The following is a 24,709-nucleotide window of genomic DNA, read 5'->3' as shown; positions in this document are numbered from 1 at the left end:
ACCCGCGCCCCGCGCGCGGGTCGGCATCGTCGTCCACGGGCCAGCCGGCCGCCCGGCATCCGGGCGGCCCCGTCACTCCTCGGCGGCCGCGCGCGTCGGTAGGGTGACCATGATGACGACCTCCACCCCCGCCTCCGCTCCCGCACCATCGCCCACCGACGGGTCGGGTCGCCGTGCCGCCGTCGTCTACAACCCCATCAAGGTCGACCTCGAGTCCCTGAAGGCGAAGGTGGCGCAGGCCGCCGGCACCGCGGGCTGGGAGGAGACCCTCTGGTTCGAGACCAGCGAGGACGACCCGGGCAAGGGCGCCGCTCAGGAGGCGTTGTCCCACGACGTCGACATGGTCATCGCGGCCGGCGGCGACGGCACCGTCCGCGCCGTCGCCGAGGGCATGTCCGGATCCGGCGTCGCGCTCGGCCTCCTGCCCTCCGGCACCGGCAACCTGCTGGCCCGCAACCTCAAGCTCACCCTCAACGACGTGGAGCACTCGCTCGAGGCCGCGTTCTCCGGCCACGACCGGAAGGTCGACCTCGCGGCCATCGAGATCCTCCGCCAGGACGAGACGCGCGACAAGCACGTGTTCGTCGTCATGGCCGGCGTCGGCATCGACGCCAAGATGCTCGCCAACACCGACTCGGAGCTGAAGAAGAAGGTCGGCTGGCTCGCCTACGTCGACGCGATCTTCAAGGCCCTCCGCGACCGCGACCAGCTGCGCCTGCGCTACCGCCTCGACGGCCGCAGCACGCACCGCCGCCGCGCGCACACCCTGATCGTCGGCAACTGCGGCTCGCTGCCGGCCAACATCCTGCTGCTGCCGGACGCCGCGGTCGACGACGGCATCCTCGACGTGGTGCTCATGCGACCGGAGGGGATCTTCGGCTGGATCCAGATCTGGGTCAAGGTCGCGTGGGAGAACGGCGTCGTCCGCCGCACCGCCGCGGGGCGCCGCCTCATGGGCCCCGAGAAGGAGGTCCGCGCGCTCGAGTACCGGACGGCCGAGGAGGTCGTCGTCCGCCTCGAGAAGGAGGAGGACATCGAGCTCGACGGCGACCCGTTCGGCCGCGCCGTCGGCTTCAAGATCCAGGTGCTGCCCGGCGGCCTCACGGTGCGGGTGCCGCAGGACGCCTGACCCGCGGCCCCCGGCTGCCCGTCCCGCGGCTCCCGTCAGCGACCTGGGGCGCAGGGGTCGCGCCGCCGTCGCGACCCCGGGGGGACGACGGGTGTCGTCGGCCCGTGGGAGGGTCGCGGCATGATCCGCACCCTCGCCGTCTCCGGCTACCGCTCCGTCCGCGACCTGGCGCTCCCGCTCACCGGCCTCGACGTCGTCACCGGCGCCAACGGCAGCGGCAAGTCCAACGTCTACCGGGCGCTCCGCCTCATCGCCGACATGGCGCAGGGTGGGGCGGTCGGCGCGCTCGCCCGCGAGGGCGGCCTCGAGGCCGTCCTGTGGGCGGGACCCGAGGGCCTGTCCCGCGCGATGCGCGACGGGGAGCACGCGGTGCAGGGCACCATGCGGAAGGGCCCCGTCGCGCTGCGGCTGGGCTTCGCGGGCGACGACCTGGGCTACCTCGTCGACCTCGGCATTCCGCAGAGCGACCCGTCGGCCCGGCCGCCGACCATGTTCGGGCGGGACCCGGAGATCAAGCGCGAGCTGGTCTTCAGCGGTCCCGTGGCCCGGCCGCGGTCCCTCGTGCTGGAGCGCCGCTGGCAGGACGTGCGCGTGCGCGACGAGGCCGACGGGTGGATGCGCGTGCCCGCCCTGGTGCCGCCGCACCTCAGCGTGCTCAGCGAGGTGGCCGACGCGGTCACGAGCCCCGAGGCGATGATCCTCCGGCGGCGGATGGGCGGCTGGCGCTTCTACGACCACCTGCGCACGGACGCCGATGCGCCGGCCCGACGGCCGCGGGTGGGCACGCGCACCCCAGTCCTCGCGAGCGACGGGTCGGACCTCGCGGCGGCCGTGCAGACCATCCGCGAGTGGGGGCGCGGTGACGCCCTCGACGCCCTGGTCGACCGGGCCTTCCCGGGATCGCGCGTCGTCATCCGCTCGCAGGACGGCATCCTCACGCTCGGCCTCGAGCAGCCCGGCGTGCTGCGCGTGCTCGACGCGGCCGAGCTCTCGGACGGCACGCTCCGGATGCTCATGCTCACGGCCGCGCTCCTCACCACGGAGACGCCCGAGCTCATGGTGCTCAACGAGCCGGAGACGAGCCTCCACCAGGACCTCCTGCCCGCGCTCGGCGAGCTGATCGCGGAGGCGTCGCAGCGGATCCAGATCCTCGTGGTCACGCACGCGCCGGGCCTCGCGGCCGCGATCTCGACGCACGCCGAGGCGGGGGAGCTCGTGCTCGAGAAGCCGCTCGGCGAGACGACCCTCCGCGGGCAGGGGCTGCTCAGCACGCCGTCCTGGGACTGGGGCAGGCGCTAGTCCGCCTCGGGGGCGGCGGCATCCGGACCGCCGGGCGTCGCACGCACGACGACGCCTCCCGGTCGCGGCCCGGAGGGCGGCGAGCGGGAGGCGTCGGGTGATGCGGGTGCGGCGGATTGGCCGCCGGGGATCAGCGTCCGAAGGACGCGGACGCGGGGCAGTCGAACGGGTCGCCGCCGGCGGAGAGGCCGACCCGGTTGAGGTAGGCGACGACGATGCCGTACGAGGCCAGGAGGGTGGTCTCGGTGTACGGGATCGAGTGGGTCGCGCAGTACTCCTTGGCGATGACCTGGGCCTTCTTCAGGGCCGGGCGGGGCATGTTGGGGAAGAGGTGGTGCTCGATCTGGTAGTTGAGGCCGCCCATGTAGATGTCGGTCAACCAGGTGCTCTTGATGTTGCGGCTGGTGAGGACCTGGCGGCGGAGGAAGTCGACCTTGGAGTCCTTCGGGAGGACGGGCATGCCCTTGTGGTTCGGGGCGAACGAGGCGCCCATGTAGACGCCGAACACCGCGAGCTGGACACCGACGAACGCGAACGCCATGCCGAGGGGGAGGAAGAAGAAGACGACGGCGAGGTAGGCGATGATGCGGGTGGAGAGCATCGAGATCTCCAGCCAGCGCTTGTCGACCTTGCCGCGACCGAACACCGTGCGGAAGCCGTGCACGTGGAGGTTGAGGCCCTCGAACATGAGGATCGGGAAGAACGCGTAGCCCTGGTGGCGCGTGAACCAGCCGTAGACGCCCTTGGCGCGGGCGGCGTCCTCCGGGGTGAAGGAGATGACGTCGCGCTCGATGTCCGGATCCTTGCCGAGGACGTTCGGGTTGGCGTGGTGACGGGAATGCTTCGTCATCCACCACGAGTAGCTGATGCCGACGAACAGGTTCGCGAGCGTGCGGCCGGCGATGTCGTTGGCCTTGCCGGACTCGAACACCTGGCGATGCGAGGCCTCATGGGCGAGGAACGCGAACTGGGTGAAGATGATGCCGAGCCCCGCCGCGATGAGCAGCTGGAACCAGCTGTCCCCGAGGAGCACGAAGCCGGCGCCGAGGCCGACGAGGGCCGCGGTGATGCCGGAGAACATCAGCACGTAGAACCCGACGCGGCGGTTCAGGAGGCCGGCGTCGCGGACCGTGTTGAGGAGGCCCGAGTACTCGGTGGTGGGGTTGGCTCCGCCGCCGCGCTTGGGTCGGGTGAGCACGATGCGAGGTGCTGCGGTGGTGTCAGTCATGGTCAGCTCGTTCGTCCGTGGCCTCTCGGCCAGGTGGAGCGGGCCGCCGTGGCGAGCCGCTGTCTGTCGACGTCACGTGGGCACATGACGCAGGCGGCCGGGATTCTGGGGCAACCACGACCAACACTCCCATAGGGACGGGCGCGTCGCACCAGGGAGACTCACAGCGCGGGCGGCGTGTCGCTGTCGATGGGCGACACCGCCGCGCCGCTCCGCGGATTACGGGCTGCTGGGCGGCTAGGGCACGATGACCGCGCGACCCCGGACGGCACCTGTCGCGAGGGCCGCGTAGGCGTCGGGAGCCTGGTCGAGGGAGTAGCGCTGCGTCTCGACCGTCACCTGCCCGGAGCGCGCCAGGTCCAGCACCTCGATGAGCTCGGACCGGCTGCCCCAGTAGGGGATCCGGAGGGCGGCGTCGAACGCGATGCGCCCGAACCCGACCTCGACCGTGCCGCCGCCGATGCCGACGACGGTGACGTCGCCGCCCGGCTCGACGACCTGGACGGCCGTCGCCATGGTCGGCGTGGCGCCGACGAAGTCGAACACGGCCTGCACGCCGCGCCCGCCCGTGATCGCCCGGATGCCGTCGGCCGCAGCTGCGTCGCTGATGACCGTGTGGTGCGCGCCGACGTGGCGGGCGAGCTCCAGCTTCTCCTCGTTCACGTCGAGGGCGATGACCGTGGCCCCGCTCAGGGCGCGGAGGATCTGGATCCCCACGTGGCCGAGTCCGCCCGTGCCGATGACGACCGCGAACGTGCCCGCGCCGAGCTTCGGCAGGGAGGTCTTGATGGCGTGGTACGGCGTCAGGCCCGCGTCGGTGAGCGACACGTTCTCGACCGGGTCGAGGTCGCCGAGCGGGACCAGGTGGCGCGGGTCGTCGACGATCATGTACTCCGCCATCGCACCGGGGGCCCCGAGCCCGGGAGGCTGGATCCCCTCGGCGGCGGCGTTCTCGCAGTAGTTCTCCCGCCCCTCGGCGCACGCGTGGCAGCGGCCGCAGCCCCACGGGCCGTACACGGCGACGGCGTCCCCGACGGCGAGGTGCTCGACGCCCGCGCCCAGCTCCTCGACGACGCCCGCGCCCTCGTGGCCGAGCGTGAGGGGGAGGGGATAGCCGGCGGCGCGGTACTCCTCCTCCGACAGGCCCATGACGTACTCGTCCGAGTGGCACACGCCGGCGGCGGTGACGCGGAGGAGGACCTGACCGGGGCCGGGGGTCGGCCTCTCGATCTCGACGACCTCGGGCTGGGATCCGATGCGGGTGTACTGGAGCGCCTTCATGCGTCCCACGGTATTCCCCAAGTGGGGGAACCTGCTGGGTGCCGCACGGATCAGGGCAGGCGGCTGCCGCGCGGGGGATCGACGGGCGGCGGCACCGGGCGCTCGGACTCGGGGAGGGCGAGCTCGGCGTCGGCGGCGTCGCGGAGGAGGGCCAGTGGGCCGGCGGCGCGGGCCATCGTGTACAGCGTGGAGGCGCTCGTCACGACGTAGAGCGGCACGATGAGCATCTGCAGGCTCACCGTCCCCTGCAGCAGCACGACGGGCGTGGCGATCAGCACGGTGACCAGGAGGATGAGCGCGCCGGGCACCCCGACCGCGGACGACGCGATCGCGCGGCGGGACTCCACCGCGATCCGCTCGGCGGTCCCCGGGGCGAGGACCACGCGGCCACGTGCATCCACCGACCGATCGAGGAGCGCGGCATCTCGCCAGTGCGGATGCGCACCCGTCGCGGAGCGGATGCGGCGGGACGCACGCGAGAGCCACGTCGTCAGGGGGACGGCGCCCGCGACGGCACCGATCACGAGGCCGAGGGCGGCGGCGAGCACGGTCTCGTCCCCGTCGGAGTCGTCCGCGTGCAGGAGCAGGGCGCGCAGCAGCAGGGTCACGACGACGCCGGTGGCGATCCCCACGACGAGCGCCGTGAGGCGGCGTCGCGGCGTGAGGACGTGGGCGATCCACGTCATGAGGGCGTCCCATCCGATGCGCAGCAGCTCGCGGTTCTCGCGGCCGGGGTCGGCGGGTGCCGCGTCGCGGTCGGCGGTGGTGTCGTCGGCGGTCATGCGGCCCTCTCCTCGGGGCTCCCGCCCGCGTCCATCCTGCCGTCCGCCGCGCCTCGCCCAGCGTCGCGCCGGGCCCCCTGTCCGGGCGACACCACTCCTCAGCCGCCCGTGGACGCGCGCACCACGAGGCGCGTCGGGAGCTCCACGTGCGCGTCGGCCGGGGATCCGGTGCGGGCCGCGTGCACGAGGTCGACGGCCCGGGCGGCCATGGCGGCGAGCGGCTGACGGACGGTCGTCAGCGGGGGACGGGCGACGGCGGCGCGCGGCTCGTCGTCGAAGCCCACCACCAGGAGGTCCCCCGGGATGCGGAGGCCCGCCACGGCGGCGGCGCGGCACACGGCGAAGGCCATGTCGTCCGTGACCGCGAAGACGCCGAGGGGTCCGCCCGCGTCCGCGGCGTCGGCGGCGGCGCGGGCGAGCGCGGCGGGGTCGACCACCTCGTCCGCGGACCAGCCCGTCGTGATCCGGTGCAGGGGAGCGTCGGGACGGGCGGCCCGCACGGCGTCGCGGAAGCCGGCCTCGCGCGCCCGGCCGAAGCGGAAGCGCGGCGCGCCCGCGACCACGAGGAAGGCGGTCGCGCCGCGCTCGGCGAGGTGGGCGCCCGCGTCCTGGCCGCCCGCGCGGTCCGTGGTGCCGACGGACGTCGTGCCCCGGGGGACCTCGGCGCGGGGATCGAGCAGCACGAGCGGGATGCGGAGGTCGCGGAGGGCGTCGCGCTCGGCGGCCGTGGGGGTGGTGACGCCGAGGATCACGCCGGAGGAGCGGCGGGCGACGACGCGCGCGCACCAGTCGTCGGCGGGATCCGCGCGCTCCACCGTGAGGGCGAGGTCGTAGCCGAGGGCGGCGGCGCGATCGCGGGCGGCCTCGGCGACCGTCCGCGTCCACGGGTTGCCGAAGCGCCCGACGACGAGCTCGATGAGGCGGGGCTCGTGCAGCGCCGGCCGGCCGCGACGGGTGCCCGCCCGGCGGTAGCCCAGGTCGGCGGCGGCGCGCAGGATCCGGGCGCGCGTCTCCGCCCGCACCTCGCCGCGGCCGCCCAGCACGCGCGAGGCGCTCGAGACGGAGACGCCGGCGCGGAGGGCGACGTCGGCGAGGGTCGTCGGGCCGCCCCGCTCCGTACGGTCCTCGTCCTCGTCGTCGTGCATGGCCCCATTTTCGCGCAAACTCGTGGACCGCGGCGGCGGGGTGGGCCAAGGTCGTCCCAGCGACGATGCGCCGGCGATCCGCCCGCACGCCGCGGGACGGAGCGGTCGCCATGCAGGAGCACGCGCACATGCAGCCGGGCGCGGCGCCGAGCACGCTGCCCGAGGACGCCGAGCGGGCCGTCCTCGTCGGCCGGGTCTGGGATCCGCGCACGGGCGGGCCGTCGCCCGTGGTCGTCCGCGACGGCGTCGTGCACGACCTCAGCAGGGTCGTCGCCACCGTCAGCGAGCTGGCCGACGCGCCGGATCCGGTCGCCCTCGTCCAGGAGGCCCCCGCGCGTCCGCTGGGCACGGTCGACGAGGTCATCGCGAACGCGCGGCCGGACGGCCGGGACCCCGCGCGCCCGTGGATCCTCTCGCCCGTCGACCTCCAGGCGGTCAAGGCCGCGGGTGTGACGTTCGCGGCGTCGCTCCTGGAGCGCGTCATCGAGGAGCGCGCCGGGGGAGACCCGACGGCGGCCGCGGCCGTGCGCGAGGAGCTCACCCTGATGCTCGGCGCGGAGATCCGCGACGTCGTGCCCGGATCCCTGGCGGCCCTCCGCCTCCGGGACGCCATGCTCGCGGCGGGCACCTGGAGCCCGTACCTCGAGGTGGGCCTCGGCACGGACGCCGAGATCTTCACGAAGGGGCAGCCGCTGTCGACCGTGGGCACGGGCGAGGACGTGGGCGTGCTCGCGGCGAGCGCGTGGAACAACCCCGAGCCCGAGGTCGCGCTGGTCGTCTCGTCGGCGGGGAGGGTCGTCGGCGCGACGCTGGCGAATGACGTGAACCTCCGCGACGTGGAGGGCCGGAGCGCCCTGCTGCTCGGCCGCGCGAAGGACGCCAACGCGTCCGGCGCGGTGGGCCCCTTCATCCGGCTGCTCGACGACTCCTTCGGCATGGACGACGTGCGCGCGCTCCGGGTGTCGCTGCGGGTGGACGGCGCCGACGGGTTCGCGCTCCGGGCCGTGTCCGACATGTCGCTCATCTCGCGCGACCCGCTCGACCTCGTGCGCCAGCTGATCGGCCCGCACCACGCGTACCCCGACGGCGCGCTGCTGATGCTCGGCACGATGTTCGCGCCCACGGAGGACCGCGACGCCCCGGGCCGCGGCTTCACGCACCACGTGGACGACGTCGTCCGCATCTCGTCGCCGCGGCTCGGCACGTTGGAGAACCGCGTGCGCGCCGCCGAGGACTGCGCGCCCTGGACCTTCGGCGTGCGCGCGCTCCTGCGGCACCTGGCGGGGAGCGGATCCGCGTGACCGGCGGCACCGACACGGACCCCGACACCTCCGTCGCCACCGCTACCGGAGAGCAGGGCACCCCGTGAGGGTCACGCGCGTGAGCACGGTCGTCGTCGACTTCTACCGCACCAACCTCGTCTTCCTGCGGGTCGAGACCGACGAGGGCCTCACGGGCGTCGCCGAGGCGACGCTCGAGGGACAGGAGCACGCGGTGCAGGGCGCCGTGCAGGTGCTCGAGCGGGCGGTGCTCGGCCGTGATCCGCGGCGCATCGCCGAGACCGTGCACGAGGTCTCCCGCGACGCGTACTGGCGCGGCGGTCCCGTGACGGGCACGGCGCTCAGCGCCCTCGAGACGGCGCTCTGGGACATCTCCGCCCGCGAGCTCGGCGTGCCCGTGCACCGGATGCTCGGCGGCCAGGTGCGCGACCGGGTCCGGGCCTACGCGAACGGCTGGTTCTCCGGGATCAGCGCGCCCGAGGACCTCGCGGCCGCCGCGGTGGCGACCGTCGCGACCGGCTTCCGCGGCCTCAAGTGGGACCCGTTCGAGGCGGCCGAGCGGCACGCGACGGATCGCGACATCGACCGCATGCTCGAGTCCGTCGCCGCCGTGCGCGACGCCGTCGGCGGCGACGTCGAGCTCTTCATCGAGGGGCACGGGCGCTTCGACGTGCCCACCGCGATCCGCATCGCCCGGCGCCTCGAGCGCTACGACCCGGTGTTCCTCGAGGAGCCGTGCCCGCCGGAGGGCGTGGACGCGATGATCGAGATCCGGTCGAAGTCGCCCGTCGCGATCGCCGCGGGGGAGCGCTGGTACGGCCGGCAGGGGTTCGTCGGTCCGCTCGCGCGCGGGGCCGTCGACTTCGTGCAGCCCGACGTGACGCACGCCGGCGGGCTGATGGAGCTGTCCTTCATCTCCACGCTCGCCGCGCACCACCACGTGCCGTTCGCGCCGCACAACCCGAGCGGCCCGCTGTCGACGGCGGCGACGCTGCAGCTCGGCGCGACGCTGCCGAACTTCCGGTACCTCGAGATCATGGCGGTGGACGTGCCGTGGCGGTCCGACATCTCGGACGAGCGGCTCGAGCTCACGGCGGAGGGGGACGTGATGATCCCCGAGGGCGTGGGCCTCGGCATCGAGCTCGACCTCGACGCCATCGCGGAGCACCCGTTCACGCCGCACCCGATGCGGCTCTTCCAGGACGCGGTCGCGGACATCCGGCCGCGGGACGCCCGCTCGTACTTCACGCGGGGCGGGGAGCCGATCGCGCCGCGGGGGCCGGGCGCCGCGTCCGCCTGACACCTGACCGCCGCGGGGCGGGCGCCCTGTCCCGCAGCGCCCCGCCCCGTCGTCGCGGGTCAGCCGCGCGCGAACCGCAGGGTCGCGATCTCGAACGGCCGCAGCGTGATCGGCACGCCCTCCCCGGCGGGGACGACGTCGTGGCCCTCGAGGGTCCGCTCCAGCAGGTCCGTGCGGCGGGCGGCGCCGAGGCCCGCGTCCGGATCCACGCGCACCACGGTCGCCTCGCGGCCGCCCCGCGCCTCGTAGAGCCGCACGACGAGGTCGCCCGAGCGGTCCTCGGCGAGCTTCACGGCCTCGATCACCACGGCCGGCGACGACGACGTCACGAGCGACGCGACGCCGTGGTCGCCCGCCACCTCGCGCACCGGCAGGTTGAGCCGGTAGCCGGCGTCGGCCGCGTCGAGCACGTCGGGCGCGACCCGGACCGCGGAGCGCAGCACGTGCCGGCCCTGGTCGGCGTGCGGGTCGGGGAACACGGGCGCCCGCAGGAGCGACTGGCGCACGAGGGTCGCGCTGCCGCCGTCGGGGCGGGGGATCCGCGTCATGTCGTGCCCGTACGTCGCGTCGTTCGCGACCGCCACGCCGAAGCCCGGCTCGCCCACGTGCACCCAGCGGTGCGCGACCGTCTCGAACCGCGCCGTCTCCCACGACGTGTTGGCGTGCGTCACCCGCTGCACGTGCCCGAACTGCACCTCGGAGGCGGCGCGGTCGGCGTGCACGTCGAGCGGGAACGCGAGCTTGAGGAGCTTCTGCCGCTCGTGCCAGTCGACGTCGGTGACCACCTGCAGCTCCGGCTCGCCGGCGGGCAGGGTCCACGTCTGGGTGACGCGCGAGGCGCCGAACGCGCGCTCGACCACGAGCGACGCGCCGTCGATCCGGATGTCGGCCACGTCGGTGAGGTCGGTGCGGTTGCGGCGGTACGCGTCGTCGATGTCCCACGCGTCCCACTGGTTCGGGGTGTCGCGGAACAGCTGGAGGAGGCCGAGGCGCTGGCCCGGGGCGACGAGGTCGCGGCCGGACGCGGCGTCCACGAGCGAGGAGACGGTGCCGTCGGCCGAGAACCGCGCGCGGACGAGGCCGTTGTCGAGGACCCAGCCGTCGCCGTCCGCGACGGGCGCGGGGCAGCCGTCCGCGGGATCCACGGCGGCGGCCGACAGCGCGGCGACGCCCACCGCGTCCACCGGCGCCGCGTTGAACGCGATCCGCCGGTCGCCCGCGCCCGCGAGCGCGCTCTGCGCCTCGGCGACGAGCTCGCGCAGCCGGCCCTGCACCCGCGCGTGCTCGCGCTCCGCCTCCTGGTGCACCCACGCGATCGAGGTGCCCGGCAGGATGTCGTGGAACTGCAGCAGGAGCACGGTGCGCCACAGCGCGTCGAGCTCGTCGTGCGGGTACTCCACGTGGCCCCGCACGGCGGCGGTCGCCAGCCACAGCTCGGCCTCGCGCAGCAGGTGCTCGCTCCGCCGGTTGCCCTGCTTCGTGCGCGCCTGCGACGTGTAGGTGCCGCGGTGGAACTCGAGGTACATCTCGCCCGACCACACGTGCGGATCCCGGAGCTCCGCCTTCGCGGCGTCGAAGAAGTCGAGCGGGCTGCCGAGGGTCACGCGCGGCGACCCCTCGAGGTCACGCGTGCGGTGCGCGGCGGCCGTCATCTCCCGGGTCGGGCCGCCGCCGCCGTCGCCCCAGCCGAACGGGACGATCGACGCGTTGGCCACGGCCTTCTCGGCGTGCTGCCGCTCGGCGCGCGCGAGGTCCTCGCCGGAGAGGTCGGAGTTGTAGGAGTCCACGGGCGGGAAGTGCGTGAAGACGCGGCTGCCGTCGATGCCCTCCCAGAGGAACGTGTGGTGCGGCATCGTGTTCGTCTCGTTCCACGACTGCTTCTGCGTGAAGAAGTACTCGGCGCCCGCGCCGCGCACGATCTGCGGGAGCGCGCCCGAGTAGCCGAACGAGTCGGGCAGCCACACCTCGCGGGCGTCGATCCCGAACTCCTCGAGGAAGAACCGCTTGCCCTGCACGAGCTGGCGGACGAGCGCCTCGCCGCCCGGCATGTTCGTGTCCGACTCGACCCACATCCCGCCGACCGGCACGAACCGGCCCTCGGCGACGCGCTGCCGCAGCCTCTCGAACAGCTCCGGGTGGTCCTCCTTGAGCCACGCGTACTGCTGGGCGCTGGAGGCGGCGAACACGAAGTCGGGATCCTCGTCCATGAGCGCGAGCACGTTCGAGAACGTGCGCGCGACCTTGCGGCGGGTCTCCCGCACGGGCCACAGCCACGCGGAGTCGATGTGCGCGTGGCCGACCGCGGTCACGCGGTGCGCGCTCGCGTGAGCGGGTGCCGCCAGGACGGCCTCGAGCTCCCGGCGGCCCGCGGCGGCGGTGCCGGCGACGTCGTCGGGGTCTACCGCGTCGCACATGCGCTCGAGCGCCGCGAGGATCTCCGCGCGCCGGGACGAGGCCGGATCCAGCTGGCCCATCAGCCCGCGCAGCGTCCAGACGTCGCGGTCGAGCTCCCACACGGTCTCGTCGCGCCAGGCCAGGTCCATGGTGCGCAGCCGGTAGATGGGCTCGTCGCCGGCGGTCGCCAGGTCGCCGAGCGGCGTCTCGCCGTGGAAGGTGTCGCCGCCGATGTCGGGGTTCGACGCCGCCTCGATCCAGAGGTCGATGCGCGTGCCGGGTGCCGTGCCCGCGCCGATCGCCGCGAGCGGCACGTAGCCGTTGTACGGCTCGATGGCCTTCACGACGCTGCCGTCGGGCCGGTGCACGAGGCCCTCGGCCTGGAACCCGGGCTGGCGGTCGCTGAAGCCGAGGTCGACGAGCACCTCGAGCGCCGTGCCCTCCAGCGCGCCGTCCGCGGGCACCTCGCCCATGACGTGGAACCACGTGGTGCCCCACGCCCGGCTCCACGGCGTGCCCACCGCGAAGGGCCGGAGCTCCTGTCGCACGGCCTCGGCGAACGGCACGGGCTCGCCCGGCGCGTCCCACGCCTCGATGGCGAGCGGCAGCCGACGGCGGTGGACGTGGGGGAGGAGGCGGTCCTGCACGAAGCGGGCGATGCGGGCCTCGGCGAGCGCGGTGGTGGGGGGCATGGTCATCTCCAGTCGATGGCGCGGGCGGGCCGCGGGCGGGTGGATCGGCGGTGCGGGTCGTGCGGATGGTGCGGTCGTGCGGATGGTGCGGTCGTGCGGATGGCGGCCGCCGGCGCACCGGCGGCCGCCTGCGGATCAGCCCTTCACGGCGCCGGCCAGGGCGTTCGACCCGCCGAGCGTGCGCGAGACGAGCACGTACAGCGCGATGACGGGCACCGAGTAGACGAGCGAGAACGCCGCGAGCTGCCCGTAGGCGACCGAGCCGTACTGCCCGAAGAAGTTGAAGATGCTCACGGCGGCCGGCTGCTTGTCCGGGCTCAGCAGCAGGATGAAGGGCACGAAGAAGTTCCCCCACGCCTGGATGAACACGAAGATGAACACCACCGCGATCCCCGGCCGCATGAGCGGCACGACGATGTGGGTGAGCGTGCGCATCATCGACGCGCCGTCGGTCCAGGCGGCCTCCTCGAGGGAGATCGGGACCGAGTCCATGAAGTTCTTCGCCATCCAGATGGCCATCGGCAGGCTCGTGGCGGCGAGGAAGAAGACCGTGCCGCCGATCGAGTCGATGAGGTCGAGCGTGACGAAGAGGCTGTAGACGGGCACCATCATCGCGGTGATGGGGAGGCACGTGCCGAACAGGATCCCGTAGAGGAACGGCTTGTTGATCCGCATCCGGTACCGGGACAGCGGGTAGGCGGCGAGGATCGCGACCACCACGGTCACGATCGCGCAGCCGCCCGAGAGCACGAGGCTGTTCATCAGCGGGATGAACGAGATCTCCGGCGTGAGCACGGCCGTGAAGTTGTCGAGCGTGAACTCCTCCGGGATCCGGGCGGACAGCGTCGCCGACCGGTCGACCGACGCGAGCACGAGCCAGACGAGCGGCACGGCGAAGCACAGGGCGACGACGACGAGCACGCCGTTCGCGACGACGCGCATCACGCGCCCGCTCGGGGAGGTCATGCGGGTCCCGGACGGGCGGGCGGCGCGGCGGTCCGCGCGGCGGGGGCGGGAGGCGCGGGCGGGTGCCGGCGCCGTCGTGGTCACGGCCATGGTCAGTCCACCTCCGGGCGCAGGGCCCTGATGTAGATCACCGAGAACACGGCTCCCACGAGGAGCATGATCGTGGCGATCGCGGTGCCGAAGCCCAGCTGGGAGAACTGGAACGCCTCCTGGTAGGCGAGGATCGGCAGGGTCGAGCTGCTGGTGCCGGGGCCGCCGCCCGTCATCACGAAGATGAGGGTGAAGACCGAGAGCGTCTGCAGCGTGGTGAGCATGAGGTTCGTCGAGATGCTGCGGCGGATCACCGGCAGCGTGATGAAGACGAGCCGCTGCCAGCCGGTCGCCCCGTCCACCTCGGCCGACTCGGTGATCTCGGGCGGCACCTCCTGGACGGCCGCCGAGTAGACGAGCATCGAGAAGGCGGATCCGCGCCACACGTTCGCGAGGATCACCGAGAGCAGCGGCAGGCCGTAGAGCCAGTTCGCGCCCTCGATGCCGACGGCGGCGAGCATCGTGTTGAGCGTCCCCGAGTCGTTGAAGAACGCGTACGCGGCGAACGCGGCGACGATCTCCGGCAGCACCCACGCCGCGATGACGAAGGTGCCGACGACCGCGCGGACGACCCGGTTGCCCTGCCGCATGAGGAGCGCCAGGCCGAGCCCCACGACGTTCTGGCCGACGACCGCGGAGAAGAACACGAACGCCAGCGTGAGGAGCACCGACTTCGGGAAGTCCGGATCCGCGAACAGCGCCGTGTAGTTGTCGAAGCCGATGAACTGCGCCCCGCCGGCCGCGTACCCGGTGAGGGACGCGTCGGTGAAGGAGCCGTAGAGGCTCGAGATCACGGGACCGAGGAGGAACAGGGCGAGCAGGACGATCGAGGGCAGCAGCGGGATGGTGCGCGCGCCGGTGCGGAGCGCGCGGGCGCGGGCCCGGCCCGGGCGGACCGGCGACGGCCCGCCCGACCCGGGCCCGTCACCCGGGCCCGCGGTGCCCCACCGGCCGGCCTCGCGGCCGACCGGGACGGGGGCGATGGTCGCCACGGATCAGTCCTCGGCCTTCTGGGTCCCGTCCTCGCCGACGATCCCGACGAGCGCCTCGTCGTACGCGGCCGCCGCCTCCTCGGGCGACTGCTGGCCGGTCATCACCGACTCCATCGCCACCGTGATGGCGTTGGAGATGCGGCTGTAGTCGGTGGTCGCCGGGCGGAAGTGCGTGACGTCGACGATGGAGGAGAAGAACTCGAAGGTCGGGTTCGAGGAGACGTACTCGGGGTCGTCGGCCACGTCGCTCCGCACCGCGATCTGGCTGGCGGCGATGTCGTAGGCCTTGGAGCCGTCCTTGTCCAGCGCGTCCGCGATGAACTCGAACGCCTTGTCGGGGGCCTTCGTCTTCGCGCCGACCGCGAGGGTCCAGCCGCCGGACATGCTGACCGCGCCGGGGGCGGCGCCGTCCTGCGTGGGCATGGGCGCCTGGCCCATCACGTCGCTCCACTCGGGCCAGGGGTTCGTGCCGGTCTCGAGCCACGTGCCGCTCAGCCAGGATCCGTCGAGGTCGATGGCGAGCTTCCCGGCCGGCAGCCACTCGCCGCCCACGATGGTGGAGATGTTCGTGTCGAGCGCCTCCTCGGGCTTCGGGCCGATGCCGCCCTGGTAGACGTCCTCGATGAAGCCGAGCGAGTCGATGAAGCCCTGCGAGCCGGTGAGCCACTTGCCGCTCGCGTCGTCGAACAGGGTGCCGGTGGGGGTGCCGTAGTGCAGCATCTCGAAGCCCTGCATCGTGGCGCCCTCGCCCTGCGGCTTCCCGGAGTAGACGTTGATGGGCACGACGTCCGGCAGCTTCTCCTTGACCGTCTTCGCCGCGTCGAGCACGTCGTCCCACGTCCTCGGCTCCCACGGCACGGGCAGGCCGGCCTGCGCGAAGAGGTCCTTGTTGTACCAGAGGGCGCGCGTGTCGGTGCCCATCGGGATCCCATAGACCTTGCCGTCCTCGCCGACGCCCGCCTCCTTGGCGGAGTCGAAGAACATGTCCCAGTCCTCCCAGCCGGCGACCTGGTCGTCGAGGGGGAGGAGGTAGCCGGCGGCGGCGTCGGACTTCACCTTGAAGGTGTCCTCGTACATCACGTCGGGGGCGGTCGACGCCGAGCGGTTCATCAGCGCGAGCTTCGTGAAGTAGTCGTCGTTCTGCGCGGCGATGGGCACGAGCTCCACCTTCATCCCTGGGTTCGCGGCCTCGAAGGACTCCGCGGTCTCCTTCATGTGCGCGTCCATCTGCGTGAACGTGCCGAACTTCTGGTACGCGACCTTGAGGGTCTTCCCGTCCCCGCCGCCCGCGCCGCCCGAGCAGCCGGTCGCGAGGAGGAGGGCGGCGACGGACGCCGCCGTGATGGAGAGGACGCGGGCTCGCGTCCTGCGGTGCGGCAGGTGGTTCGTCATGGTGCTCCCTTGCTCCACTGGATCGGACGAGCGGCATCGTCGCGGCTCGTCGGGGTTAGCCAAACGTATGGACTAATCCATGTCAAGACATCGTCGGTGACGATCCGGTGACGGTGGTGCCCTCCGGACAGCGGACGCGGCCCCGGCCGTGCCCGCCGCGTGCCCCCGCGGGTCAGCCCCGGATGAGCATCGCCGACGGACGCGGGGAGAACGCGTTGTCGAGCACGAGGCACGCGGCGCCCACGGCCGCGACGTCCGCGCCGACCGCCGACTCGACCACGCGCACGGGGTGCTTCGCGATGAGGGCGGGGGACCGGCGCACCTCCTCCTGCAGGGTCGCCAGCACGAGGCGCGCGATCGGCGGCCAGAACGGGCCGCCGCAGACGACCTCGTCGAGGTCGAGCAGGTTCACCTGGATCACGATGGCGCGGGCCAGGTGCCGGGCCGCGGCCTCCACGATGCGCCGGGCCGGGCCGTCCTCCGCGTCCGCGCGCGCCGCGAGCGCGTGGAAGGCCTCGCCGATGAGCCGCATGTCGACGGCGTCGCCGCTCGCCGCGGCCTCCGCCAGCGCGGCGTCCGACACGTCGCCCGAGGTGAGCACGCCGCCCTCGACCGCCTGCCGCACGAGCGCGTGCGGCGTGATGAGCTCGCCCACGCAGCCGACGCGCCCGCACGTGCAGCGCGTCCCGCGTGACGCGACCATGATGTGGCCGGAGTCCCCGGCGTTGGAGCTCGCGCCGCGCACGGGCTCGCCGCCGAGCACGAGCCCGGTGCCGAAGCCCGTGCCGTAGTAGACGAACGCGAGGTGCCGGCGGTCCCCGGTGCCGAACCACAGCTCGGCGACGGCGGCCGCGGTCACGTCCTTCTCCAGGAGCACGGGCAGGCCCGTCGCGGTGCTGAGCGCGGAGCGCAGCGGGACGTGCCGCCAGCGGGGGAGCATCGGCGGGTCCACCACCAGGCCCGCCCCCACGTCGATGGGCCCCGGCGCGGCGAGGCCGACGCCCAGGACGGCCGCCCGGTCGACCCCCGCGTCGGCGATGAGCCCGTCGACGAGCCGGGCCACGAGCGCGACCACCTCGTCGGGCCGCGACGCGGACGGCGTCGGGCTGCTGACGTGTCGGAGGACCGTGCCCTCGAGGTCGAGGAGCACGGAGGTGATGACCGCGGGATCCACGTGCACGCCCACCGCGAAGCGCCCGTCGGCCACGAGGTGCAGGAGGGTGCGGGGCTTGCCGGGGCCGCGGATCACGGTGCCCCCCTCGCGCACGAGGCCCTCGTCGATGAGGCGGCGCGACACGTTGGTGACGGTCTGCGCGCTGAGGCCCGTGCGCTCGGCGATCTCGGAACGGCTGGCCCCCTCGGCCGCGCGGCGCACGGCGTCGAGGACGACCGTGCGGTTGTAGCCGCCGATGGCGGGCAGGTTCGTGCCGCGTCGCATGGGGCACCTCCTCGCGCCGGCGTCGCCCGTCGCGCGCGGGCCTCCCGGCAGTATCCCGGATGCGCGGGCCCGGTCGCGCCGCCTCGCTTCCGCGCGGGCTCCTCCTTACCGCTCACCGGGGGTGACGCCGACACGCCCGACCCCGCCATGGGGGGTCGAGGCAGGGTGGACCCATGACCGATCTGCTCGAGACCGCCCACGAGGCGGTCCGCACCCGTCCGTCCCCCCTCCCCGCCGCGCGCGGCCCGCTCAGCGCCGCGCTCCTCGCCGACCTCGTCGGCGCCGACGCCGCGCCGGGCACCGGGGTCGGCACCGCCGCCGACGCGCTCGCCATCGCGGCCGGCCCCGACCTCGCCGCGCTCGCGATGCAGGCGCTCGCCGCGACGGACGACGTGATGCGCGACGACGACGTCCAGCTGGCGCTGTTCTGCCTGTACGAGCTCCACCACGCGGGCCTCGAGGGCGTGGACGATGACCGCGAGTGGGACCCCCGCCTCCTCGCGGTCCGCGGGATCCTCGAGCGCGCCGTCGAGGCCGCCCTCCGCGAGCGCGTCACCGTCCCCGAGCTCCCCGAGCCCACCTCCGCCGGCGTCGCCGCCGCGCTCTTCGCCCTCACCTCGGCGGACTCCGGCCCGTCCCTCTCCAGGTTCGTCGCCCGGAAGGCCAGCGTCGCGCAGCTCCGCGAGCTCCTGGTGCAGCGCTCGATCTACACGCTCGGCGAGGCCGACCCGCACTCCTGGGCGATCCCGCGGCTCCGCGGACGCGCGAAGGCGGCGCTCGTGGAGATCCAGGCCGACGAGTACGGCGGCGGGCGCCCCGAGCGCGTCCACGCGACGATCTTCGGCGCGACCCTCCGCGGCGTCGGCCTCGACGACCGCTACGGCGCCTACCTCGACGACGTCCCCGCGATCACGCTCACGTCGTCGAACACGATGTCCCTGTTCGGCCTGCACCGCCGCCTCCGCGGCGCGATCGTCGGCCACCTCGCCGCGTTCGAGATGACCTCGAGCGTGCCGAGCCGCCTCTACGCGAGCGGGATCCGCCGCCTCGGCTTCGGCGACGACGTCGCCTGGTACTACGACGAGCACGTGGAGGCCGACGCCGTCCACGAGCAGATCGCGGCCCACGACCTCGCGGGCGGGCTCGTCGAGTCCGAGCCGCACCTCCTCGACGACGTGCTGTTCGGCGCGGCCGCCTGCCTCGAGGTCGAGGGCTGGGTCGGCGCGCACGTCCTGTCGAGCTGGACGTCCGGGCTCTCGTCCCTGCGGGCGGGCTCGACGGCCGTCCGGGACGACGTCGCGCCGAGCGCCGCGTGACCGCGCTGCCGGCGGACGACGACCGGCCGGCCCGTCCCGCGCCGCCCGCACCCGTGCGGTCGCCCGCCGCGGAGCCGCCGCGCATCATCGCGTACCCGGACGGCCCGCTGCTCGTGCGCGGGGAGTTCGAGATCGTGGATCCCGAGGGCCGGCCCGTGCCGCGCACCCGCAGCACGGTCGCGCTCTGCCGCTGCGGCGTGTCCTCGATCAAGCCCTACTGCGACGGCACGCACCGGCTGGTCGGCTTCCGCACGGTTCCGCCCGCGCCCGCCGAGGGCTGACGCCGGCGCGGCATCCGGTGCCGGCCGGGCGTCAGAGGCGCCCGGCCGGCACCGCGAAGGTGTCGCACGCCGCGGGGCCGCCCGCGCGACCCGCCTCGAACCAGCGCTGGCGCTGCTCGGCGGATCCGTGGGTCCAGGTGTGCGGGTCGACCTCGGCGCCGCTCGCCTCCTGGATCCGGTCGTCGCCCACCGCGGCCGCCGCGTCCAGCGCGTCGGCGATCTCGGTCGGCGTGACCGGCTCGAGGAACGCCGTGCCGCCGTCGTCCCGGATCTCGGAGGCTGCGCCCACCCACGCGCCCGCGTAGCAGTCGGCCTGGACCTCGAGCCGCACGGAGTCGGACTCGGGGCCGGTGCCCGTGCGGTCGGCGCGGTCGAAGGCGCCCGACAGCTGCTGGATGTGGTGGCCCCACTCGTGGCCCACGACGTACATCTGCGCGAGCGGGCCGCCGGACGCGCCGAAGCGGGTTCGCAGCTCGTCGAAGAACGTGGTGTCCATGTAGAGGCTGCGGTCGGGCGGGCAGTAGAAGGGCCCGGTCGCGCTCGTGGCGTCGCCGCACGCCGTGGTCGTCGCGGCGTCGAAGAGCACGAAGCCGGGCGTGCCGTAGTCGGCGATGCCCACGTCGGGCGCGGTCGCGGCCCAGTACGTGTCGAGGGAGTCGGCGGCGCCGGCCATCCGGCACTGGATGTCGGCGTTGGCGTCGGCTCCGGTGTCGCAGCCCGTCAGCGCCTCGTCCTGCTGCTGGGAGGATCCGCCCCCGCCGCCGCCCGCGCCCCCGACGAGGCCGGAGATGTCGACGCCCGTGAACTGCTGCACGAGCACGACGGCGACCACGACGAGGAGCCCGCCGCCGCCCGCGGCGATGCCGGTGGTGCGTCCCCGGCCACGGCGACGCGTGACCTTGCTGCTGTCGATGCGGGCGTCGTCGTCGAAGGTCATGTCCCGACCGTACCGGCGGGCGGGCGGGACGTCCGGCCCGGCGCCGCGGGCGGCCAGCCACCGCGGGCGGCCACGCACCGCGGCCGCCGACGCTCAGCCGCCGGGGACGGGATCCGCGGCGAGGTCGGGGCGCGCGTCGCGCACGATCTCGCGCACGCGGTCCACGGCCTCCCGCACGACGTCGTGCCCGCCGCGCGGCGCTCCCTGCGCCGCCCGGGCGCGGCGGAGGAACCCGTCCCAGTCGCCGCCGCCCGCGCGGAGCGGCCGGGACGGCGCGAGCAGGGCGGCCCGACGGAGCCACACATCCTCCTCGCCCGCCCAGCGGTCGAGCGCGGCGTCGGCCTTCGCCCGCGACGGCCCGGCCAGGCGCTCCACCAGCGGGCCGATGACGTCCAGGGCGAGCGGATCCACGAGCGCCCGCAGCCGCGCGTCCCGCACGAACCCCTCGATCCGCGTCAGGTCGCCGTTGTCGAGCCCGTGGACGTGGGCCTGCAGCAGCACGACCGCCGCGAGCCGGCGCTCGTAGACCCGTGAGCGCCAGAGCTCGGACGCGAGCGCGACCGCCTCGTCCCGGGTCATGCCGGGATGGCGTCGTCCGAGGTCCCGCACGGTGCCGCGGACGGCGCCGACGGACGCGCCGACGAACTCCAGGTCCGACCGCAGCCGCTCCCGCTCCGCCTCCGCGCGGTACCCGTCGCCCTCGCGCTCGAGCGCGGTCGCGACGAAGTCGGCGTCCCCGGTCATCCGGCGAGCGGCGCCGAGCCCTCGCGGCCGGTGCGGTGGACGAAGGCGCGGCCGAACTCGGCGAGGACGTCCTCCGCGCGGTGCGTCGGCGCCCAGCCCAGCACCTCGCGGGCGCGCTCGGTCGACATGACGGGCGCGTTCGCGGCGATGTCGATCCAGCCCGGGTCGGTCCGCTGCACGCGAAGCCGCCAGCTCGCCGACACAAGCGCCCGGAGCACCGGGAGGGGGACGGTCACGACGCGGGCGTCGAGGAGGCGCCCGACGAGGGCCGGATCGACGACGGGGTCGGCCGCGATGTTGAACGCGCCGGGCGCGCGCCGCTCGACCGCGCGCCAGAACGCGTCCGCGACGTCCTCGTTGTGCACGACCTGGGACACGAGCTGGCGGGGGAGCGGCAGCACCGGGGTGCGGGTGGCGAGGCCGAGCCAGCGGGTGGGGATCCGGCGCCCGAGGAACAGGCGGGCGATCTCGGCCGCGGCCTCGTCGTGCATCACGAGGCCCGGCCGCATGCGCGTCACCACGACCTCGGGGTGCGCGGCTTCGAACGCGTCCATCGCGCGCTCGTTCTCGGCCTTGTGGCGGGAGTAGTGGGAGGTGTGGATCCCGCCGGTCGGCCACGACTCGTCCCGCGGCCGGTCCTTGGGCGCCGCGCTGTACGCGCCGACGGAGGACGCGACGACCACCTGGGGCACGCCCGCCTGCGCGACGGCCTCGAGCACGTGCGCGGTGCCGACGACGTTGGTGCGGTGCATCACGCGCTCGCGGTGGTTCGGCTGCAGGGCCCAGCCGAGGTGGATCACGGCGTCCGCGCCGCGCATGGTCGCTGCGAGCCCGGAGACGGCGCCGGCGGCCCCGATGTCGGCGAGCCGCCAGGTGACGCCGGAGTACGGCTCGAGGGAGGCGTCGGGCATGCGCCGCGCGACCCCCACGATGTCCGCCTCGGCGGCGTGGAGGCGCCGGAGCACCCCGGTCCCGAGGTTCCCGGTCGCTCCGATGACGACGACGCGCATGCTGCTCCTCTCCTGCGGACACGGCCCATCGGGCCGGCGGGTCCGCGGGTCCCCTCCATCATGCTCGCCGCGCCTGCGGAGGGGCCGGGTCAGCGGTCGACGGCGTCGATGAGCGACCCCTGCGCGAAGGTCAGCCAGTCGTACAGGCTCGCGCTCTCCCGCGGTGCGCGGTCGCGCCATCCGTCGGCCTCGTCGATCCGCAGCGGCACGGAGATCGCGAGCCGGAGGTCGTTGAGGGTGCGGAGCCATGCCTGCGCGCCCGCCGGATCCAGCACCACCAGCAGCCCGCGGCGTCCGGCCCCGCGGGCGTCGGCCTCCGCGAGGGTCGCCTCGACCGCGGTCGCGTCCGCGGCCTTCCCCGCGGCGAGGTCGGATGCGGTGAAGCGGCGGAACTCGGCGGACGCCTCGGCGTCGCCCGGGTACGCGTCGGGCAGGAGCCGCCCGGCGACGGGGGAGGGGGCGCCGTCGCCCACGGCCCCCTCGTCGAGGATCCCGCGGAGCTCGTCGAGCAGTCCCCGCAGCATCGCGACCTCGTGCGGCTCGACGTGGGCGGCGACGGTGCCGTCGGGCCGCGCGCGGAAGGCCCTCACGCGTCGACCCGCTCGAGCGTGGCCCAGAGGCCGTAGCCGTGCATGGCGAGCACGTGGCGCTCGATCTCCTCGCGGATGCCGGTGGCCACGACCGCCCGGCCGTCCTCGTGCACCCGGAGCATGAGCTCGTCGGCGCGCTCGCGCGGGAAGCCGAAGTAGCTGCGGAACACGTACGAGACGTAGGTCATGAGGTTCACGGGGTCGTTCCACACGACGCAGCTCCAGACCGGCGGGGTCGACGCGCGCTCGAGGAGGCCGGTGTCGGCGCCGGTGCTCGTCCCCGCTCCCGGATCGCCCGCGGGCGGATCGGCGGCGCGTCGCGCCCGGGGGAGGGGGACGCGCGCGTCCTGGGCGGTCGTGGTCATCGCGCTCCTGTGGGTCCGTCCCGGCGTGCGGCCGGCGGGACCATCCTCTCCCGCCGCGCGGGACCCCGGCGACCCGGCCCGCGCGCCCTCACGCACCGGGCCGCACGAGCCCGCAGTCGTACGCGAGGATCACGGCCTGGACGCGATCGCGCACGTCGAGCTTCGCGAGCACCCGGCCCACGTGCGTCTTCACGGTCGACTCGGACAGGTACAGCCGGCCCGCGATCTCCTGGTTGGTGAGCCCCTCGGCCAGCGCCGTGAGCACCTCCAGCTCGCGGGCGGTGAGGGGTCGCAGGCGCGGGTCCCCCGCCCCCTCGCCGGTCCCGGCCGCCGCGCCGGCAGCGGGCATCGCGGTGCCGAGCAGCTCGATCATGCGGCGCGTGACCCGGGGGGAGATGGCGGCGTCGCCGTCGGCCACCGCGTGGATCGCCTGCATCAGGTGCTCGGGACGCGTGTCCTTGACGAGGAAGCCGCTCGCGCCCGCGCGCAGCCCTGCGAACGCGTACTCGTCGAGGTCGAAAGTGGTCAGGACGATCACGCGGGTCGCGGGGTGCCGCGCCACGATCTCCGTGGTGGCCTCGATCCCGTCCATGCCCGGCATGCGCACGTCCATCAGCACGACGTCCGGCCGGAGCTCATCCGTCCGCGACACCGCGGCGCGTCCGTCGGCGGCCTCGCCCACCACGTCGATCCCGGGCTCCGCGTCGAGCACCATGCGGAAGCCCATGCGCACGAGCGCCTGGTCGTCCACGATGAGCACGCGGACGGGGGTGCTGCTGTCGGTCATCGGTCCTCCTGGATGCGGGGGCGGGCGTCGGCGGGGGCGGTGGGGGATCGGGTCGCGTCGCCCGGCCGCACGTCGTGCAGCCCGCCGGGGAGCCGCGCGTGCACGCGCCAGCCGCCGTTCTCGCGGCGGCCGGCGGACGCCGTGCCGCCGTACACGGCCATGCGCTCGGAGACGCCGACCAGCCCGCGCCCGCTGCCGGGGACGGGCGGCACGACCGGGCCGGTCACGTCGTCGTCGGTCACCTCGACCACGATCTCGTCGGGCCGGTGGTCGACGCGGACCTCGACGCGGTCGGCGTTGGGCGCGTACCGGAGGACGTTGGTCAGCGACTCCTGCACGACGCGGAAGACGGCGAGCTGACGGCCCGGGTCGTCCGGCGGGGTGCCCGTGCTGGTGAAGCGCACCGGCAGGCCGGTCGACCGGAACGAGTCGACGAGCGCGGCGAGGTCGGCGTGGCCGGGCTGCGGCGCGCGGAGCGACGGGGCGTCGGCGGGGACGTCGCCGGGTTCCTCCGCGAGCACGCCGAGCATCCTGCGCATCTCGGAGAGGGAGGTGCGGCCGGTGTCGGCGACCTCGCGCATGGCGTCGCGCGCCAGCTCCGGCCGGGCCACGGCGCTGGCGCTGGCGCCGTCCGCGAGCGTGACCATGACGGTGATCCCGTGGGCGACGATGTCGTGGATCTCCCGCGCGATGCGCGTGCGCTCGGCCGCCGTCGCGAGCCGCGCCTGCTGGTCGCGCTCCCGGGCGAGCTGGACGGCGAGGTCGCGGAGCGCCTGGACGTAGCGCTTCCGGCCGCCCACGTTGGTGCCGATGAGCGTGGCGATGAGCATGGGGATCAGGCTGGCGATCAGCAGGGTCGCGGCCGACAGGTCGAGGGGCCCGGTGCCCGCCGTCAGGGGCACGATCACCGTGGCGAGGAGGGCCGCGCCGCCCAGGCCGATCCAGGCGCGCCGTGAGGACCCGTGCACGGCGACCGCGTACAGAGCGAAGGGGATCGCGCCGCCGTCCCAGGTGCCGGAGATGATCGCGGCGGCGACGGCGCAGGCGGCGCTGACCGAGAGGACGGTCACCGGGCGGCTGCGGCGGAACATGAGCGCGGCTCCCATGAGGAGGGCCAGCAGGACGAGCACGATCCCCGCGGAGGGCACGGTCGACCGGCTGCCGAGGGCGACGCCGGTCGCGATGGAGCCCCACGTGGACAGGAGCGCGATGGCCGCGTCGACGACGCGGGGGTGCCGCGCCATCCAGCCGCGGATCGCGCCGGGCGGGGT

General features: G+C 74.6%; 22 protein-coding genes. 6 read left to right on the top strand and 16 right to left on the bottom strand.

Annotated features, from left to right (window positions below):
* Positions 1-112 precede the first annotated feature (112 nt).
* Together QFZ62_RS04295 and QFZ62_RS04290 are read left to right on the top strand one after the other, a co-directional pair.
* Positions 113-1,129 (top strand): diacylglycerol kinase family protein, encoded by a 1,017-nt coding sequence (locus QFZ62_RS04295; RefSeq protein ID WP_307502141.1) that lies wholly within the window; start codon positions 113-115, stop codon positions 1,127-1,129.
* 120 nt (positions 1,130-1,249) lie between these two features.
* On the top strand, positions 1,250-2,428 hold the full coding sequence (locus tag QFZ62_RS04290) for an AAA family ATPase (protein ID WP_307502139.1): 1,179 nt from the start codon (positions 1,250-1,252) through the stop codon (positions 2,426-2,428).
* A 130-nt stretch (positions 2,429-2,558) separates the two neighbouring features.
* Here QFZ62_RS04290 and QFZ62_RS04285 read toward each other — a convergent pair whose 3' ends face one another.
* The 4 genes from QFZ62_RS04285 to QFZ62_RS04270 all read right to left on the bottom strand — a co-directional run bounded on the left by QFZ62_RS04285 (position 2,559) and on the right by QFZ62_RS04270 (position 6,864).
* Positions 2,559-3,656, bottom strand: coding sequence for an acyl-CoA desaturase (locus QFZ62_RS04285; protein ID WP_307502136.1), 1,098 nt, complete (start codon positions 3,654-3,656; stop codon positions 2,559-2,561).
* Positions 3,657-3,893: 237 nt separating this feature from the next.
* Complete coding sequence (locus QFZ62_RS04280; RefSeq protein ID WP_307502134.1) at positions 3,894-4,937, bottom strand: NAD(P)-dependent alcohol dehydrogenase; 1,044 nt, start codon at positions 4,935-4,937, stop codon at positions 3,894-3,896.
* A gap of 50 nt (positions 4,938-4,987) precedes the next feature.
* A complete protein-coding gene (locus QFZ62_RS04275) occupies positions 4,988-5,719 on the bottom strand; it encodes a hypothetical protein (protein WP_307502130.1) in 732 nt (243 codons plus the stop codon).
* 98 nt (positions 5,720-5,817) lie between these two features.
* Complete coding sequence (locus QFZ62_RS04270; protein WP_307502128.1) at positions 5,818-6,864, bottom strand: LacI family DNA-binding transcriptional regulator; 1,047 nt, start codon at positions 6,862-6,864, stop codon at positions 5,818-5,820.
* A gap of 110 nt (positions 6,865-6,974) precedes the next feature.
* On the opposite strand from QFZ62_RS04270, the gene QFZ62_RS04265 reads away from it, so the two are divergent.
* Positions 6,975-8,165 (top strand): fumarylacetoacetate hydrolase family protein, encoded by a 1,191-nt coding sequence (locus QFZ62_RS04265; RefSeq protein ID WP_307502125.1) that lies wholly within the window; start codon positions 6,975-6,977, stop codon positions 8,163-8,165.
* Positions 8,166-8,244: 79 nt separating this feature from the next.
* Positions 8,245-9,444, top strand: a complete 1,200-nt coding sequence (locus tag QFZ62_RS04260) for a mandelate racemase/muconate lactonizing enzyme family protein (protein WP_307502123.1) — start codon at positions 8,245-8,247, stop codon at positions 9,442-9,444.
* 59 nt (positions 9,445-9,503) lie between these two features.
* Here the strand turns inward: QFZ62_RS04260 and QFZ62_RS04255 are convergent, their stop codons facing one another.
* The 5 genes from QFZ62_RS04255 to QFZ62_RS04235 all read right to left on the bottom strand — a co-directional run bounded on the left by QFZ62_RS04255 (position 9,504) and on the right by QFZ62_RS04235 (position 17,408).
* Positions 9,504-12,530, bottom strand: a complete 3,027-nt coding sequence (locus tag QFZ62_RS04255) for a glycoside hydrolase family 38 C-terminal domain-containing protein (protein ID WP_307502120.1) — start codon at positions 12,528-12,530, stop codon at positions 9,504-9,506.
* A gap of 135 nt (positions 12,531-12,665) precedes the next feature.
* Entirely contained in the window at positions 12,666-13,586 is a 921-nt protein-coding gene (locus QFZ62_RS04250; protein WP_373425938.1) for a carbohydrate ABC transporter permease, read from the bottom strand.
* Between the two features lie 2 nt (positions 13,587-13,588).
* A complete protein-coding gene (locus QFZ62_RS04245) occupies positions 13,589-14,578 on the bottom strand; it encodes a carbohydrate ABC transporter permease (RefSeq protein ID WP_307502115.1) in 990 nt (329 codons plus the stop codon).
* 3 nt (positions 14,579-14,581) lie between these two features.
* Positions 14,582-15,970: an extracellular solute-binding protein gene (locus tag QFZ62_RS04240; protein WP_307502112.1), complete on the bottom strand. Its 1,389-nt coding sequence runs from the start codon at positions 15,968-15,970 to the stop codon at positions 14,582-14,584.
* Positions 15,971-16,142: 172 nt separating this feature from the next.
* The gene (locus QFZ62_RS04235; RefSeq protein ID WP_307502109.1) at positions 16,143-17,408 is read right to left on the bottom strand and encodes an ROK family protein; all 1,266 of its coding nucleotides are present in this window, start codon (positions 17,406-17,408) and stop codon (positions 16,143-16,145) included.
* Between the two features lie 173 nt (positions 17,409-17,581).
* Between QFZ62_RS04235 and QFZ62_RS04230 the strand changes: the two genes are divergently transcribed.
* The gene (locus tag QFZ62_RS04230) at positions 17,582-18,724 is read left to right on the top strand and encodes an iron-containing redox enzyme family protein (protein ID WP_307502106.1); all 1,143 of its coding nucleotides are present in this window, start codon (positions 17,582-17,584) and stop codon (positions 18,722-18,724) included.
* A complete protein-coding gene (locus tag QFZ62_RS04225; RefSeq protein ID WP_307502104.1) occupies positions 18,721-19,005 on the top strand; it encodes a CDGSH iron-sulfur domain-containing protein in 285 nt (94 codons plus the stop codon). Before QFZ62_RS04230 ends, QFZ62_RS04225 begins: the two co-directional genes overlap by 4 nt.
* A 31-nt stretch (positions 19,006-19,036) precedes the next feature.
* On the opposite strand, the gene QFZ62_RS04220 is transcribed toward QFZ62_RS04225, so the two are convergent.
* From QFZ62_RS04220 to QFZ62_RS04190, 7 genes are all read right to left on the bottom strand, one after another.
* Entirely contained in the window at positions 19,037-19,942 is a 906-nt protein-coding gene (locus QFZ62_RS04220; RefSeq protein ID WP_307502102.1) for a neutral zinc metallopeptidase, read from the bottom strand.
* Between the two features lie 93 nt (positions 19,943-20,035).
* Positions 20,036-20,686 (bottom strand): DNA alkylation repair protein, encoded by a 651-nt coding sequence (locus tag QFZ62_RS04215; protein ID WP_307502100.1) that lies wholly within the window; start codon positions 20,684-20,686, stop codon positions 20,036-20,038.
* The gene (locus tag QFZ62_RS04210) at positions 20,683-21,696 is read right to left on the bottom strand and encodes an NAD-dependent epimerase/dehydratase family protein (RefSeq protein WP_307502097.1); all 1,014 of its coding nucleotides are present in this window, start codon (positions 21,694-21,696) and stop codon (positions 20,683-20,685) included. The genes QFZ62_RS04215 and QFZ62_RS04210 overlap by 4 nt, the downstream gene beginning before the upstream one ends.
* Before the next feature lie 89 nt (positions 21,697-21,785).
* Complete coding sequence (locus QFZ62_RS04205) at positions 21,786-22,286, bottom strand: DUF2017 family protein (RefSeq protein ID WP_307502094.1); 501 nt, start codon at positions 22,284-22,286, stop codon at positions 21,786-21,788.
* A complete protein-coding gene (gene clpS, locus QFZ62_RS04200; protein WP_307502092.1) occupies positions 22,283-22,651 on the bottom strand; it encodes an ATP-dependent Clp protease adapter ClpS in 369 nt (122 codons plus the stop codon). The genes QFZ62_RS04205 and clpS overlap by 4 nt, the downstream gene beginning before the upstream one ends.
* Before the next feature lie 88 nt (positions 22,652-22,739).
* Positions 22,740-23,438, bottom strand: coding sequence for a response regulator transcription factor (locus QFZ62_RS04195; RefSeq protein WP_307502089.1), 699 nt, complete (start codon positions 23,436-23,438; stop codon positions 22,740-22,742).
* Entirely contained in the window at positions 23,435-24,682 is a 1,248-nt protein-coding gene (locus tag QFZ62_RS04190) for a sensor histidine kinase (RefSeq protein ID WP_307502086.1), read from the bottom strand. Before QFZ62_RS04190 ends, QFZ62_RS04195 begins: the two co-directional genes overlap by 4 nt.
* Positions 24,683-24,709 lie beyond the last annotated feature (27 nt).

Source organism: Clavibacter sp. B3I6 (assembly GCF_030816895.1).
GTDB lineage: Bacteria > Actinomycetota > Actinomycetes > Actinomycetales > Microbacteriaceae > Clavibacter.
This window is presented reverse-complemented; position numbering and strand designations above follow the sequence as displayed.